Here is a 13,056-nt window from a genome sequence, read left to right as displayed (position 1 = left end):
CCGGCGGAGGAGCGCGCAAGTTAGCCGATGCAGCGCAGCACGACCAGCGGCAGCAGGACCCCAATGCCATGGCGCCACCGCTCGGCACACCGCTTGCAGCGTTTCGGGTACTGACCCAAGCACAGGTCATCGACTGCGTTTCAGGCACGCGCAGCGACCGGATTTCTGAATCAAAATCGTCAATAGGATCAATATGATGCCCATTCATCTTCTGGCAGTTTGTGCTATTGCGAAGCGCGGCGCTAGAATCGCCGAAGGCAGTGGAACAGGCGGGACAACCATGACAGAAATGCGCAGGCGCCGACGGTTCCGTCCGTTGCCCATCGGGCTGCTTGGGGCGTTATTGCCTCTGGCCCTCTCTTCCACGGCACAGACGCCTGCGCCCACTGCTAACGCGTTGCAGCCGGCCACCATCGCGCAGTCTCCCACTGCCCCCCTGGCGTACCGCGCGTCGTTGCCGGCCAGCAGCGTGTTGGCGCCCGCCGCCGGCTTCGACGTGGCGGCATTCGAATCGATGGCCGACCAGCTGACCTATGGCAACCGCGTGCCCGGCATGGCGATGGCCATCGTGCAGGGCGGCAAGGTGCTCAGCGCGCGCGGCTATGGCGTTACCGACGTCAATCATCCGCAACCGGTCGACGCCCACACCGTGTTTCGCCTGGCCTCGCTGTCCAAGGCCTTCGCAGGCACCATGGCCGGCCTGCTGGTCAACGACGGCGTGCTGCGCTGGGACAGCAAGGTGGTCGACTATGTGCCGGGCTTCCAGCTCAGCGACACCGCGGCTACCCGCCAGCTCACCGTCGCCGAAGTGCTCAGCCATCGCGTCGGCCTGACCCGCAATGCCTACGACCGCGACATCGAGTCCAATGCCGATTACTACTCGCTCAGCCACAAGCTGGCGGCCGCGCCGCTACGCTGTGCGCCCGGCGATTGCTACGCCTACCAGAACGTCGCTTTCAGTCTGGTTGGCGATGTGGTGTTTGCCGCCTCGGGCAGCTTCTACGAGCAATCGGTGGAGCGCCGCATTTTCAAACCGCTGGGCATGAACGATGCCAGCATGGGCCTGGCCGGCATCCAGGCCAGCCCGCGCTGGGCACGTCCGCATGTGCGCAGCCGCAACGGCTGGGTGGCGTTGACGCCCAAGCCCACCTACTACCGCCTGGCACCGGCCGCTGGCGTCAATGCCAGTGCCAGCGACATGGCGCAGTGGCTGCTCGCGCATACCGGCCATCGCACCGATGTGTTGCCCGCCCCGCTGTTGGCCACCTTGCACGCACCGCTGATCTCCACCCCGGGCGAAATGCGCTCGGGCTGGCGCCACGAGCGCGTGGATGCCGCCAGCTACGCGCTGGGCTGGCGCGTGTTCGACTACGCCGGTCACCAGGTGGTCTTCCACGCAGGTGCCGTGCAGGGTTATCGCGGCCTGGTCGCCCTGTTGCCCGAGCGCGACCTGGGCATCGCGATCATGTGGAATGGCGAAAGCGGCCTGCCCTCCGGCATGATGCCGACCATCCTGGACCGCGCACTCGGATTGCCGGCCAAGCGCTGGCTGGATATCGATGTGGACGGCGACTTCGGCAGCGAGAACATGCTGGCCGACAAACCCGATCCGGCCGGCAAGGGTGTTTCGTCCGGCAAGTCGGTGGCCTCGCCACGCTGAGCCGACCAGTGCACCGGCACTGACTCACACACAGGCGGCTTCGGCCGCCTGTGTCGTTTCTGCCCGGCGCACCGCCTACGTACCAATCGCGGGCCGCCCCCACGTTGCAGCACAGGACGATGCGAGAAACGCGCGGCGCGGCATCGCACAGTACAGCCGCGCAGTCGTTGCAACGGCTCGGCGGAGCGCGGTCACCACGCCCCCATCCGCCCTTCGGGCACCTTCCCCCGCAAGCGGGGGAAGGAAGACGACACGCTTCGACCTCCCCCGCGACATGCGCCCGATACGCTGTAAATTGAACAGGGACGCCCAATAAAAAAGCTCCCTCCCCGCTGGGCGTCGGGGAGAGAGCTCGATGTTTACGGCGATCGGGTGTTGCAGATCAGATCAGCGGCGCCGGAGTTGCAGGCAGCGCGACCGGAGCGGCCTTCTTCTTGCGAACGGCCGGCTTCTTCTTGGCGACCTTCTTCGCGGCAGGCTTCTTGGCAGCGGACTTCTTGGTAGCCGCCTTCTTGGTTGCCTTCTTCGCTACTGCCTTCTTGGCAGTCTTCTTGACGGCCTTCTTGGCGGCAGTCTTCTTGGTCGCCTTCTTGGCGGTCTTCTTCACGGCCTTCTTGGCGGCAGTCTTCTTGGTTGCCTTCTTCGCAGTCTTCTTCACTGCCTTCTTGGCGGTTGCCTTCTTGGCAGTCTTCTTGACGGCCTTCTTGGCAGCAGTCTTCTTCACTGCCTTCTTGGCGGTTGCCTTCTTCGCGACCTTCTTGGTCGCCTTCTTGGCAGCGGTCTTCTTCACTGCCTTCTTGGCAGTGGGTTTCTTTTTCGCAGCTTTTTTAGTGGCCATGTAATTGGCTCCTCGTCAGTGAACTATGGAGGTGAAACGCCCAGTTGAACCAAACCCCGCGCCGGCATGCCGTCGTCGGGAACCGCCCGCAGGTGATGCGCGACGGAACGGATACAGAAACACCCGCATCGAACGGCGACACGGGTGCGTGATCGGGACGACTGCTGTTTTCTTGGAGGGAAGCGGACCCGACTCCACCATCGATCGTGCTTCGGTGGACGTCTTGAACAAGCTGGTCGGCTTGGTGTCGATTCTGCTCACTCTGTTTCGCAGCAATGTCTGCTGGGCGAAACCTAATCACGCTTTTTTTTACTGTCAACACTCTTTTGCAATTTTTTTTCAGCCGGCCATCGCAATGTGCGGCATCGACGCCGGGCAAGTGCGCCGCGCGCGGCAGGCGCGGCATGTCCGTGGCGCGCACCAGTACGACAGCGTTTTCAAAAAAGCACTTCTTTTCCGCTGTTTTCTGCAAACGATGAAAAACCGTGCAGCTGGAGCAGCCGCATTGCCGGCACAGCGTGGCATGCGTTGCGGCATCGCCCGCCGCCTGTCCGCCAGCTGAAAATTTTTTATCCGCCAACTCCACTTCCGGCGTCGCACAAGCAGAAATGCGCAAACTTATAGCGTCGTTCGATCGCCATGCACGCGCTCTTGCGCGGCGTCGACGGCAACGCGCGTGAGCTGGATAGGATCGTCGACGCGCGTTGTCGCCGACAAAATGTTTCACCGAGCGCACGCCAGACCCTCACGACTGACTCACGCCAGAAATCCGACGCGGCATCCGGCTGCTGCCGCGGAATACTTTCGACGATGTACGCAAGCGCGAAGCTCGTCGCGCGGCAGAACCGGCGGCAGCAATGGCGTCGATCCGAGCGCGCGGGTCCGATTGCCCACTCGATCACGCGACGGCGCGCGCATCGCGCAGCGCTGCCGCACAAAAAAATGGCCGCTCGGGGAGCGGCCATCGGCGTTGCGGCAGACGAGGTGGACTCAGTGGTCGTCGTCTTCGAGCAGCTCGGCGTAGTCGTCCGGCGACAGCAGGTCGTTGAGCTGGTCCTTGTCGTCGATCTCGACGACGAAGATCCAGCCCTCGCCGTAGGCGTCTTCGTTGATGGTTTCCGGCTTGTCGCTCAGCGCGCTGTTGACCTCGACCACGGTGCCGCTGACCGGGCTATACACGTCGGAGGCGGCCTTGACCGACTCGACCACCGCCGCGCCGTTGCCGACCTGCACGGTGTCGCCGACGCCCGGCAGCTCGACGTAGACCAGGTCGCCCAGCAAGCCCTGTGCATGGTCGGAGATCCCGACGGTCACGCGGCCGTTGCTTTCGACGCGGGCCCACTCGTGGGATTTGAGGAACTTGAGGTCGCCAGGAATCTCGCTCATGGGTGTGCTCCGGGGAAACTTGGGGTTGGGGACAGGTGGCTAGTTTAGACCGCGCGATGAGACAGGTGCACGCGCGTCGGTCTGGCTGGATTGCATGCGGTGACATGATGCCCACTGGTCTGCAGCCGACATCGCCCGGCTCATTCGCCGAGCACGCCGGGCTGTGCCTGGCCTTCGCGCACGAACGGAAACTTCACCGCGCGCAGGGGCACCTGGCGGCCGCGAATGTCCACACGCAGGTCGTCGATGCTGCCAGCCGGCACGCGTGCGAAAGCGATCGCCTTGCCCAGCGTGGGCGAGAAGGTCCCTGACAGGATCTCGCCCTGGCCGGCTGCGGTGATAACGGTCTGGCCGTGCCGCAGCACGCCTTTCTCGTCCATCACCACGCCGATCATCAGGCGTGGGGCGCCCTGCGCCTTTTGCGATTCGAGCACGTCGCGGCCGATGAAGTCACGGCCTTCATCCAGTGCGATCGTCCAGGCCAGGGCAGCCTCAAACGGACTGACCGCATCGTCCATGTCCTGGCCGTAAAGATTCATGCCTGCTTCCAATCGCAGCGTGTCGCGCGCGCCCAGGCCGGCCGGCTTGACGCCCTGCGCGAGCAGCGCATTCCAGAATGCAACCGCTGCGTCCTGCGGGAGCACGATTTCGAAACCGTCTTCGCCGGTATAGCCGGTGCGCGCAAGAAACAGGTCGATACCATCGCGCGAGCGCGTCTGCAGCGCGGCGAAACGGCCGAGCTTGCTGGCAGCCGCGGTGTCGGCCGGGTCCAGCAACGCGATGACCTTGGCACGCGCGTTGGGGCCCTGTACCGCCACCATGGCGAAGTCGCCGCGCTCTTCCACGCGGACGTCGAAGCGTGCGGCCTGCGCGCCGATCCACTGCAGGTCCTTTTCGCGGGTGGCGGCATTGACCACCAGACGGAAGAAGTCTTCGGTCATGAAATAGACGATGAGGTCGTCGATCACCCCGCCCTGCGGGTTGAGCATGCAGGTGTACAGCGCCTTGCCGGCGACCTTGAGCTTGTCCACCGAGTTGGCCAGCAGGTAACGCAGGAACTCGCGCACGCGCGCCCCGTGCAGGTCGACCACGGTCATGTGGCTGACGTCGAACACGCCGGCGTCGCGACGCACCTGGTGGTGTTCGTCGATCTGTGAGCCGTAGTGGATCGGCATGTCCCAGCCGCCGAAGTCGACCATCTTGGCGCCAAGCGCACGATGGGTGTCGTTGAGGATGGTCTTCTGGGTCATGAGCGCCGGTCCAAGGGAAAGACGCCCATTATCGCCGCCCGGCCGCACTTGCGGGGAAGCCGTGCAGACGCACAGCCGGACTCCAAGGCGCGCACGCCTGACCCTGCCACCCCGCACTGCAGCATGCAGTGCAGCACGGGACCGCTGTACACCAATCAGCCGGCCGCTTCCACCAGCAAAGTCATGCCATCCACACCGACGATACGTACCGGTGCCCCGGCCGGCAGCTCCGGACCGCTGACCACCCAGAACGCATCGTCGACCTTGGCACGCCCGCGGCCAGCGTGGATGGGCTGATCGAGCAGCACGCGGCGGCCGATCAATTGCTCGGCGCGCCGGTTGAGCAGCGGACGGTCGCTCTGCCGCCCCTTGCCGCGGATCCAGCTGCGATAGACCTGCACCGACACGAAGCTGAGCAGCACGAACGCCACGATCTGCACCAGCAGCGACATGCCCGGCACTGCGAGCACCAGCACGCATACCGCCGCCGCGGCAATCCCCATCCACAACAGGAATGCACCCGGCACCAAGGTCTCGGCGGCGATCAACAGCAGCGCCAGCACCGCCCATATCACCACATCCCAGCGCATGACTCAGACTCCCGCGCGCGGCGGCATCGGCGGCACGCGTACGCCGGCGGCATCGGGCTTGGCCAGCGCCTCCTTCGCCAGGTCGGCGATGCCGGCGATCGAGCCGATGACGCCGCTGGATTCCATCGGCATCAGCACGAACTTCTGGTTGGGTGCGGTGGCCAGGGCCTTGAACGCCTCCACATATTTCTGTGCGACGAAGTAATTGATCGCCTGCACGCTGCCGTTGGCGATCGCATCCGACACCACCTGGGTAGCGCGCGCCTCGGCCTCGGCCAGTCGTTCGCGCGCTTCGGCATCGCGGAACGCGGCTTCCTTGCGACCCTCGGCTTCGAGCACGGCGGCCTGCTTCTCGCCGTCGGCGCGCAGGATCTCCGATTGCCGGGACCCTTCGGCCTCCAGGATCTGCGCACGCTTTTCGCGCTCGGCCTTCATCTGCCGCGCCATCGAATCGATCAGGTCGCGCGGCCGCTGGATGTCGCGGATCTCGATGCGGGTGACCTTGATGCCCCACGGATTGGTGGCCTGGTCGACCACGCTCAGCAACTGCGCATTGATGGTCTCGCGCTGGCTCAGCGATTCATCCAGGTCCATCGAGCCGATCACGGTACGGATATTGGTCTGCACCAAGGCGATGCTGGCGATCTCCAGGTTGGAGACTTCATAGGCGGCCTTGGCGGCGTCCAGCACCTGGAAGAACACCACCCCGTCCACGCGTACCACCGCATTGTCCTTGGTGATGACGTCCTGGCTGGGCACGTCCAGCACTTGTTCCATCATGTTGATCTTGCGGCCTACGCCGTAGACCACCGGCACCAGGAAGTGCAGCCCGGGACTCATGGTATGGGTGTAGCGGCCGAAGCGCTCCACCGTCCATTGGAATCCCTGCGGCACCATGCGCACGGTCTTGAACAACACGATGACGCCGGCGACCAGCACGGCGATGGCCAGAAACGAAGTTGGAAACATGTGCAGCCCCTTTGCATGTGACGAGTCGGTCCTGCGCGGAGTATGCACCCGCTGCACACACCACACTGGCGGCAACGGACAACGCTGCGCGGCGCCGGCCGGCGTGCGCGAGCAGCGCCTCCCCGGCTCAGGCGTTGCGTGGCGCGAACATGATGACCGCCATGCCCAACAGGCAGCAGCCGGCACCGAACAGATCCCAGCGTGTGGGCGTGATGCGGTCCACCCACCACAACCACAGCAGCGCACTGGCGATGTAGACCCCGCCGTAGGCCGCGTAGGTGCGTCCGCTGGCGGTGGGATGCAGGCTCAACAGCCACACGAACAGCGCAAGGCTCAGTGCGGTGGGCAGCAGCAACCACGCACTGCTACCCTTGCGCAGCCATAGATAAGGTAGGTAGCAACCCACCAGCTCGGCCACGGCGGTGGCGACGAACAGCAGCGCCGTGCCCAGCACGGAGTTCATCGGCGTGCCGCAGGGCCGTTATCGGGCATCTTCGCTGTGGCCGCTTCGTCCCGCTTGACCTGTTGCCACAAGGCTTCCTGCGCGCTCAACGACAGTGCGTCCAGTGCCGTGCCCTGCGCCTGCGCGCGGGCTTCCATCGCGCGAAAGCGCCGTTCGAATTTCAGATTGGCGTGCCGCAGCGCGGCGCCCACGTCGACCTCGGCATGCCGCGCCAGATTGGCGCAGACGAACAGGACATCGCCGAGTTCGTCTTCCAGGCGCGCCTGGTTGCCGGCTACCGGGCCACGCGCGAATTCCACCCGCAGCTCCTCGATTCCTTCCTGCAGTTTTTCCAGCACCGGCGCCGGGCCCGGCCAGTCGAACCCGACCCGCGCCGCGCGCGACTGCAGCTTGGTGGAGCGCTGCCACTCCGGCAGGCCGCGGGCGATGCCGGCAAGCGCCGAGTCGTCCTGGTGTCCGGCGGCGCGACGTTCGTCGCGCTTGATCTGCTCCCAATTGGCGCTGACCGCCTGCGCGTCATCGGCTGCCTGCGCCGCAAATACATGCGGGTGACGACGCACCAGCTTGTCGCTGAGTGTGGCGACCACATCGGCAAACCCGAACGCGCCCTGCTCGGCCGCCATTTGCGCGTGGAAGACCACTTGCAGCAGCAGGTCGCCCAGTTCGTCGCGCAGTCCCGGCAGGTCGTTGCGATCAATCGCATCGGCCACTTCGTAGGCCTCTTCGATGGTGTACGGGGCGATGCTGGAGAAGGTCTGCTCCACATCCCAGGGGCACCCATGCTCGCGGTCGCGCAGGCGCGCCATCAACTGCAGCAGGCCTTGGAGATCGCCGGTGGAGGGAGTCTGGGACATGCTGGATTCCTGAAACGGGATGCGGGAAGAAGGCGCGGTCCGCGATCCACCGTCGCGGTGCGCTGCATCGGCGATCGCCGCACCCGATGCCGCGCGGGGAAGCCGCCAAAGTGTCGCGGTCAGCCGATGACGGCCCTGCCTGCCAGCCGCGCGCCACACGCACAACCGATGGCCGCGCTCATGCCAGCCAATCGCGCCACGGCAGGTTGGGGTCGCCCAGCGCGATGAAATCGCCATTGAGCAAGGTATCGCGACGGTTGTAGCGGAACGGTTTGCCGCTGGCGCCGGCCAGCAGGACGCCACCGGCGGCGTGCAGCACGCACTGGCCCGCGGCGGTGTCCCATTCGGAGGTTGGGCCGAAGCGTGGGTAGACATCCAGATCGCCTTCGGCGATGCGGCAGAACTTCAAGGACGAGCCTTGCGCCACCACGTCGATCTCGCCCATGCGCTCCAGCGCGGCGGCGGTGCGCGCATCGCGGTGCGAACGGCTCGCCGCCACCCGTAGCGGTGACGCAGCCGGCGTGCGCGTATGCAGCATCTCGTCGCGATCGCCATCGCGGCGGTAGGCGTTCTCGCCGCGCGCGGCGTACCAGACCCGGCCATCCACCGGCGCCTGTACCACGCCCAGCACCGGCGCGCCCATATGGATGAGCGCGATGTTGACGCTGAACTCGCCATTGCGCTTGACGAATTCGCGAGTGCCATCGAGCGGATCGACCAGCCAGTAACTGGTCCAGTACTGGCGCTCCGCCCAGGCCACGTGCGCGGATTCTTCCGACAGCACCGGCACGTCCGGGGTGATCCGGCGCAGCCCTTCGACGATGACGCGGTTGGCGGCCAGATCGGCCTGGGTCAGCGGGCTGGCATCGTCCTTGATCTGGACCGCAAAGTCCTGTGCGTACACCTGCATGATGGCATCGCCGGCCTCGCGAGCGATGGCGATCACGGTTTCGCGCAACTCCATCGGGATGCGGATCATGGGGTGCGCTCCAGCCACTCGCGCGCAATGAACAGTGCCGCCAGCGAGCGGCCTTCGGAAAAATCGTCGCGCAGCATCAATTCGTCCAGGCGTGCCAGCGGCCAGGGGATCACGTCCATCTCTTCCGGCTCGTCGCCGGGCAGGCGTTCGGGGTAGAGGTCGCGCGCCAGCACCAGCCACGATTGGTGACTCATATAAGTAGGAGCGAGCGTCATCGCACGCAGCACCTGCACCTGGCGCGCGCCGTACCCGGCTTCTTCCTTCAACTCGCGGTCGGCGGCCTGCTCGGGTGTCTCGCCGGCATCGATGCGGCCCTTGACCAGGCCCAGCTCGTAGCGGTGCACGCCGGCGGCGTACTCGCGCACCAGCAGCACGGTGTGCTCGTCCAGCATCGGCACCACCACCACCGCGCCATGGCCCTGGCTGAGCTGGCGTTCGTAGATGCGGCGCTGGCCGTTGGAAAATTCCAGATCCAGCTGCTGGCGCCGGAACGGCCCGTCGCCCAGATCGGTGGTCTTGTGGATGATCGGCAGGCGCGGGCTCATGCGCAGCACGCAGCCGCGGAGCGGGCCGATAGAATAGGCGGATGCATCGACATGTTCATGAGCCCGAAATCCTAGCAGACCCGGCGGCCTCCGAAGCCGCCGATCATTGGCGACAACGCGATCTTGCAGTGCTGTGGCACCCATGCACGCAGATGCGCGAGCACCCGCACACGCTTCCGCTGGTGCCGATCGCCCGCGGCGAGGGCGCCTGGCTGATCGGCCACGATGGCCACCGTTATCTGGACGCGGTCAGTAGCTGGTGGACCAACCTGTTCGGCCATGCCGAACCGCGTATCGGCGCAGCCATCGCGCAGCAGGCCGGCACGCTGGAACAGGTGATGCTGGCCGGCTTCACGCATGCGCCGGCAGTGCAGCTGGCCGAGCGCCTGTTGGCGATTGCACCGCGCCAGCCCGGGCGCGCACCGCTATCCAAGGTGTTCTATGCCGACAATGGTTCGGCCGGCGTGGAAGTGGCCTTGAAGATGGCCTTCCATTACTTCCATAACCGCGGCGAGCACGGCCGCACGCGTTTCATCGCGCTGGAGAACGGTTATCACGGCGAGACCATCGGCGCGCTGTCGGTAGGCGACATTCCCTTGTACCGGCGCGTCTACGCACCGCTGCTGCTGGAATCGATCTTTGCGCCCTCGCCCGATGCCTACCTGGCCGAGCCCGGCCAGAGCGCAGAGGAGTACGCGCTGCAGGCCGCCGATGCGTTGCAGGCAGTGTTCGAACGCTCGCCCGGGCAGATCTGCGCGCTGATCCTGGAGCCACGTGTGCAGTGCGCCGGCGGCATGCGCATGTATCACCCGGCCTATCTGCGTCGCGCACGCGAACTGTGCGACGCGCAGGGCGCGTTCCTGATTGCGGACGAGATCGCCTCCGGCTTCGGCCGCACCGGCACCTTGTTCGCCTGCGAGCAGGCCGGGGTGATGCCCGATCTGTTGTGCCTGTCCAAGGGCCTGACCGGCGGCTTCCTGCCGTTGGCGGCGGTGCTGGCCACGCAGGCGGTGTACGACGCATTCCTGGACGATTCGCGCGAGCGCGCATTCCTGCATTCGCACAGCTATACCGGTAATCCACTTGCTTGCGCGGCTGCATTGGCGACCCTGCAGATCTTCGCAGACGACGACGTGATTGCGCGTAATCAACGCACCGCTGCCCACATGACCACGCTTGCTGCGCAGATTGGCGAACATCCGGCGGTGGCCGACGTGCGCCAGGCCGGCATGATCGTGGCGTTCGAGCTGACCCGGGGCGGCGACAAGCGCACGCCCTTCCCTGCGGCAGCGCGGGTCGGGCTGAAGGCGTATCGCGCAGCGCTGGAACGCGGCGTGGTGCTGCGCCCATTGGGCGATGTGCTGTACTGGATGCCGCCGTATTGTGTGGATGAGACGCAACTCGCGTCGCTGGCGGCCACCACCCGCCACGCCATCGCGGAGGCCGTTGCATGCGCCTGACCCGCTCGCATGTGGCACTGCCGCTGCAGTGCGACCAAGACGTCGCCCTGCCCGAAGAGTCCGCCAATCACCTGTTACGTGTGCTGCGGCTGCGCGAGGGCGATGCCTGCATTCTATTCAATGGCGACGGCAGCGATTACCACGCCCGCATCAGCATGGCCGGCAAGCGCGAGGCGCGTGCGCGGGTCGAGCGTGTCGAGCCACTGCACAATGAATCGCCGTTGCGGATCACCCTGCTGCAGGGTATCGCACGCGGCGAGAAGATGGACCTGATCCTGCAGAAGGCGACCGAGCTGGGCGTTGCGACCATCGTGCCGGTCAACGCCGAGCGCACCGAGGTCAAGCTGGATGCCGCACGCATGGAAAAACGCGTGGCGCACTGGCGCAGCGTAGTGGTGTCCGCGTGCGAGCAATCCGGCCGCGCGCGCGTACCGACCGTCGCTGCGCCGCTTGGCTTGCAAGAGGCAGCGCAGGCCTGCGATACGCAGGCGCTGCGGCTGACCCTGGACCCGCAGGGCGAGCATCGCCTGTCCACGCTGAGTGCGGATGTAGAACAGGGGCTGATCGTGGCGATCGGGCCTGAAGGCGGCTGGTCGCCACGCGACCGCGCCACGCTGGCCGATGCCGGTTTCACCGGCCTGCAGCTGGGTCCACGCATCCTGCGCACCGAGACCGCCGGCCTGGCCGCCATCGCCGCGTTGCAGGCGCGGTTCGGCGACCTGTAGGTTCGAGGACTTGCAGGACATCGCGTTCGCTGACGCGCAGTGCGGGTAGCGTCGTGCCTTGCGCGACCGGACGACAGGCGAGGCGAGCAACCCACGTAGGAGCGTCCCTGGGCGCGAGCAGTCTTACCGGCAACGCCCGTCGCGCCCAGGGACGCTCCTACGGGATGCTGCGATACGAGTGCCGATAGACCCGATACATCACGCATGGAATGACTGCAAAAACGCACGGCCGCCAACCGAAGTGCAGGAGCGCACCTAAACGCGAGAGGCACTATCGGTACCGTCCGTCGCGCCCAGGCATGCTCTTGCAGTGTGTCGTGCGTCAGCGCCCGTGCTGCAGAAACCAACTGGCGGCGCCGATCACGCCGAGCTGGCCGTGCTCGACGATACGCACCGGCACCTGCTCCAGTGCGGGGCGCAGCGTGCCCTTGTCGAGCAGGCGGGCGACGAAATCACTGGCGGCAATGAAGTCGGCGATCTGCGGCAGGAACCCGCCGGCCAGATACACGCCGCTGCGGATACCGTACAGCAGCATCATGTCGCCGACCACACTGCCCATGAAGCCGCAGAACGCCTGTAGCGCGTCGCGTGCGAGCACGTCGTGGCCCGCCAGTGCGGCGGCCGTGACATCGGCCGGGCCGGCATGCACGGCCGGCTTGCCGCGCAGCGTGGCCAGTGCCGTGTAGAGGTTCAACAGGCCCGGTCCGGACAACAGCGTCTCGGTGCCCACATGCATGCGCGTGCGGCGCAGTTCCCGCAGCAATGCCACCTCCAGGTCGCTGGCTGCGGCTAGCGCGGCGTGGCCGGCTTCGGTCGGCAGTACCACCGGCTGGGCGCCATTGGGAATCCAAACCGCCGCGCCCAGCCCCGTGCCCGGCCCCAGCACCAGCGCCGGACCGGGCGCCCCCTGCGCCGGGCCGGAGAGCTGCATGACCTGATTGCCGGCCATGTAGTTGGCCGCATAGGCCACCGCTTCGAAATCGTTGACCAGATGCAGCGCCTGCATGCCGAGCTGGCGACGGATCTGCTCCGGTGCCAACACCCACGGAAGGTTCGCGGTGATCACACTGCCGTCCTCCAGCGCATACCCGGCGCTGGCAATCACGCCGCGGCGCACCGGCGCACATCCCAACTCGGAAAAGAAGGCGGACATGATCTCGGCCAGGCCCGGATAATCGGCGCAGCGGTACTTGCGATAGTCGAGCACCGTGACCGGCGTACGCGCATCGTTGCCTGGGCACACCAACGCCAGGCGCACATGCGTCCCTCCCACGTCGGCGGCAACGAAGGTGTCGGGGCGCGGAAAAGTCACCGCTTCCATTGGACTGCTTGCGCTC

At 66.1% G+C, this 13,056-nt stretch carries 13 protein-coding genes and 1 pseudogene; 4 read left to right on the top strand and 10 right to left on the bottom strand.

Annotated features, from left to right (window positions below):
* Positions 1–280 precede the first annotated feature (280 nt).
* Positions 281–1,660 carry a serine hydrolase domain-containing protein gene (locus XCSCFBP4642_RS0104360; protein ID WP_033897988.1) on the top strand — a complete coding sequence of 460 codons (1,380 nt, stop codon included), beginning with the start codon at positions 281–283 and terminating at the stop codon, positions 1,658–1,660.
* 382 nt (positions 1,661–2,042) lie between these two features.
* Here the strand turns inward: XCSCFBP4642_RS0104360 and XCSCFBP4642_RS26460 are convergent, their stop codons facing one another.
* Positions 2,043–2,498 carry a hypothetical protein gene (locus tag XCSCFBP4642_RS26460; RefSeq protein ID WP_029218708.1) on the bottom strand — a complete coding sequence of 152 codons (456 nt, stop codon included), beginning with the start codon at positions 2,496–2,498 and terminating at the stop codon, positions 2,043–2,045.
* A gap of 223 nt (positions 2,499–2,721) precedes the next feature.
* On the opposite strand from XCSCFBP4642_RS26460, the gene XCSCFBP4642_RS28240 reads away from it, so the two are divergent.
* A complete protein-coding gene (locus XCSCFBP4642_RS28240; RefSeq protein WP_152527218.1) occupies positions 2,722–3,060 on the top strand; it encodes a hypothetical protein in 339 nt (112 codons plus the stop codon).
* Positions 3,061–3,488: 428 nt separating this feature from the next.
* Here XCSCFBP4642_RS28240 and gcvH read toward each other — a convergent pair whose 3' ends face one another.
* The 8 genes and pseudogenes from gcvH to nudE all read right to left on the bottom strand — a co-directional run bounded on the left by gcvH (position 3,489) and on the right by nudE (position 9,534).
* Positions 3,489–3,884: a glycine cleavage system protein GcvH gene (gene gcvH / locus XCSCFBP4642_RS0104345; RefSeq protein WP_029218706.1), complete on the bottom strand. Its 396-nt coding sequence runs from the start codon at positions 3,882–3,884 to the stop codon at positions 3,489–3,491.
* Positions 3,885–4,024: 140 nt separating this feature from the next.
* Complete coding sequence (gcvT, locus tag XCSCFBP4642_RS0104340) at positions 4,025–5,134, bottom strand: glycine cleavage system aminomethyltransferase GcvT (RefSeq protein WP_029218705.1); 1,110 nt, start codon at positions 5,132–5,134, stop codon at positions 4,025–4,027.
* Between the two features lie 155 nt (positions 5,135–5,289).
* Positions 5,290–5,724, bottom strand: a complete 435-nt coding sequence (locus XCSCFBP4642_RS0104335; RefSeq protein WP_029218704.1) for an NfeD family protein — start codon at positions 5,722–5,724, stop codon at positions 5,290–5,292.
* 3 nt (positions 5,725–5,727) lie between these two features.
* Positions 5,728–6,693 (bottom strand): SPFH domain-containing protein, encoded by a 966-nt coding sequence (locus XCSCFBP4642_RS0104330; RefSeq protein ID WP_029218703.1) that lies wholly within the window; start codon positions 6,691–6,693, stop codon positions 5,728–5,730.
* Between the two features lie 127 nt (positions 6,694–6,820).
* Positions 6,821–7,156 (bottom strand): YnfA family protein, encoded by a 336-nt coding sequence (locus XCSCFBP4642_RS0104325; protein ID WP_029218702.1) that lies wholly within the window; start codon positions 7,154–7,156, stop codon positions 6,821–6,823.
* A 44-nt stretch (positions 7,157–7,200) separates the two neighbouring features.
* Positions 7,201–8,010, bottom strand: a pseudogene (gene mazG / locus XCSCFBP4642_RS0104320) (nucleoside triphosphate pyrophosphohydrolase); the annotation flags it as partial.
* A gap of 178 nt (positions 8,011–8,188) precedes the next feature.
* On the bottom strand, positions 8,189–8,989 hold the full coding sequence (cysQ, locus tag XCSCFBP4642_RS0104315; protein WP_029218700.1) for a 3'(2'),5'-bisphosphate nucleotidase CysQ: 801 nt from the start codon (positions 8,987–8,989) through the stop codon (positions 8,189–8,191).
* Entirely contained in the window at positions 8,986–9,534 is a 549-nt protein-coding gene (nudE, locus tag XCSCFBP4642_RS0104310) for an ADP compounds hydrolase NudE (protein ID WP_029218699.1), read from the bottom strand. Before nudE ends, cysQ begins: the two co-directional genes overlap by 4 nt.
* A 41-nt stretch (positions 9,535–9,575) precedes the next feature.
* Between nudE and bioA the strand changes: the two genes are divergently transcribed.
* Positions 9,576–10,994, top strand: a complete 1,419-nt coding sequence (gene bioA / locus XCSCFBP4642_RS0104305) for an adenosylmethionine--8-amino-7-oxononanoate transaminase (protein ID WP_029218698.1) — start codon at positions 9,576–9,578, stop codon at positions 10,992–10,994.
* Positions 10,985–11,719 (top strand): 16S rRNA (uracil(1498)-N(3))-methyltransferase, encoded by a 735-nt coding sequence (locus XCSCFBP4642_RS0104300; RefSeq protein WP_029218697.1) that lies wholly within the window; start codon positions 10,985–10,987, stop codon positions 11,717–11,719. The genes bioA and XCSCFBP4642_RS0104300 overlap by 10 nt, the downstream gene beginning before the upstream one ends.
* Before the next feature lie 322 nt (positions 11,720–12,041).
* On the opposite strand, the gene XCSCFBP4642_RS0104295 is transcribed toward XCSCFBP4642_RS0104300, so the two are convergent.
* Positions 12,042–13,040, bottom strand: a complete 999-nt coding sequence (locus tag XCSCFBP4642_RS0104295) for a glucokinase family protein (RefSeq protein ID WP_029218696.1) — start codon at positions 13,038–13,040, stop codon at positions 12,042–12,044.
* Positions 13,041–13,056 lie beyond the last annotated feature (16 nt).

Source organism: Xanthomonas cassavae CFBP 4642, from assembly GCF_000454545.1.
GTDB lineage: Bacteria > Pseudomonadota > Gammaproteobacteria > Xanthomonadales > Xanthomonadaceae > Xanthomonas > Xanthomonas cassavae.
The sequence above is the reverse complement of the archived record's forward strand: the minus strand, read 5'-3'. Positions and strand labels throughout refer to the sequence as shown.

Coding starts and splice junctions, on each gene's coding strand:
- XCSCFBP4642_RS0104360 (WP_033897988.1), top strand. CDS start 281: ATGACAGAAATGCGCAGGCGCCGACGGTTCCGTCCGTTGCCCATCGGG.
- XCSCFBP4642_RS26460 (WP_029218708.1), bottom strand. CDS start 2,498: ATGGCCACTAAAAAAGCTGCGAAAAAGAAACCCACTGCCAAGAAGGCA.
- gcvH (WP_029218706.1), bottom strand. CDS start 3,884: ATGAGCGAGATTCCTGGCGACCTCAAGTTCCTCAAATCCCACGAGTGG.
- gcvT (WP_029218705.1), bottom strand. CDS start 5,134: ATGACCCAGAAGACCATCCTCAACGACACCCATCGTGCGCTTGGCGCC.
- XCSCFBP4642_RS0104335 (WP_029218704.1), bottom strand. CDS start 5,724: ATGCGCTGGGATGTGGTGATATGGGCGGTGCTGGCGCTGCTGTTGATC.
- XCSCFBP4642_RS0104330 (WP_029218703.1), bottom strand. CDS start 6,693: ATGTTTCCAACTTCGTTTCTGGCCATCGCCGTGCTGGTCGCCGGCGTC.
- XCSCFBP4642_RS0104325 (WP_029218702.1), bottom strand. CDS start 7,156: ATGAACTCCGTGCTGGGCACGGCGCTGCTGTTCGTCGCCACCGCCGTG.
- cysQ (WP_029218700.1), bottom strand. CDS start 8,989: ATGATCCGCATCCCGATGGAGTTGCGCGAAACCGTGATCGCCATCGCT.
- nudE (WP_029218699.1), bottom strand. CDS start 9,534: ATGAGCCCGCGCCTGCCGATCATCCACAAGACCACCGATCTGGGCGAC.
- bioA (WP_029218698.1), top strand. CDS start 9,576: ATGCATCGACATGTTCATGAGCCCGAAATCCTAGCAGACCCGGCGGCC.
- XCSCFBP4642_RS0104300 (WP_029218697.1), top strand. CDS start 10,985: ATGCGCCTGACCCGCTCGCATGTGGCACTGCCGCTGCAGTGCGACCAA.
- XCSCFBP4642_RS0104295 (WP_029218696.1), bottom strand. CDS start 13,040: ATGGAAGCGGTGACTTTTCCGCGCCCCGACACCTTCGTTGCCGCCGAC.